This window comes from Pantoea stewartii subsp. stewartii, assembly GCF_008801695.1.
GTDB lineage: Bacteria > Pseudomonadota > Gammaproteobacteria > Enterobacterales > Enterobacteriaceae > Pantoea > Pantoea stewartii.
In genome coordinates this window covers 1-639 of sequence record NZ_VZPF01000216.1, presented here as the reverse complement: position 1 = coordinate 639, position 639 = coordinate 1, and the positions used below count along the sequence as shown (strand labels likewise).

1 pseudogene is annotated in these 639 nt (G+C 43.3%); it reads left to right on the top strand.

Annotation, left to right across the window (positions count from 1 at the left end):
• Positions 1-123: 123 nt before the first annotated feature.
• A pseudogene (locus tag F7Q90_RS25810) lies at positions 124-511 on the top strand (alpha/beta hydrolase fold domain-containing protein); the annotation flags it as partial.
• Between the last annotated feature and the right edge of the window lie 128 nt (positions 512-639).

The following is a 639-nucleotide window of genomic DNA, read 5'->3' as shown; positions in this document are numbered from 1 at the left end:
TTGTTTCAGATAACATAAAATCAATGCGTTACATGCTTGCGTATGACGGTGTTCTGTCTGGCATCAGCGTTTTCTACCAAAACAGTGCAGACAAAACAGAATGATTACCTATTATTCAACAAAGCCGAATACAGGACAATCCCGGATATTTTCCCTGCGCCATTAATTAATAGATGCTAAATCAGCAGTAAGGTACCTTCGTCAACATGCCCCCGATTATGGAATTGACCCCTCGCGAATTGGTGTATTAGGTGATTCTGCTGGAGGATGGCTGGCTCAGATGCTCGGTACCACTGATGGCGATAAATCATTTGATCACGGCAATTTCCTCAGCCAGTCCGCTGATGTGCAGGCTGTGACCACGCTTTATGGAATTTCAGATCTGCGTAACATAGGTGACGGCTTTCCTGAGCATCGTCAAAAGGTGCATCAGTCTCCTGCAGTAACAGAATCATTACTAGTTAATGGTGTGGCTTTCAGGGATTTTGAAGGTACTTCTATCAGCTCCACACGGCTTTGTTGAATAAATGGATTTTATGCTGTGGTACTATGAAAACGGTTGTTTCAGATAACATAAAATCAATGCGTTACATGCTTGCGTATGACGGTGTTCTGTCTGGCATCAGCGTTTTCTACCAA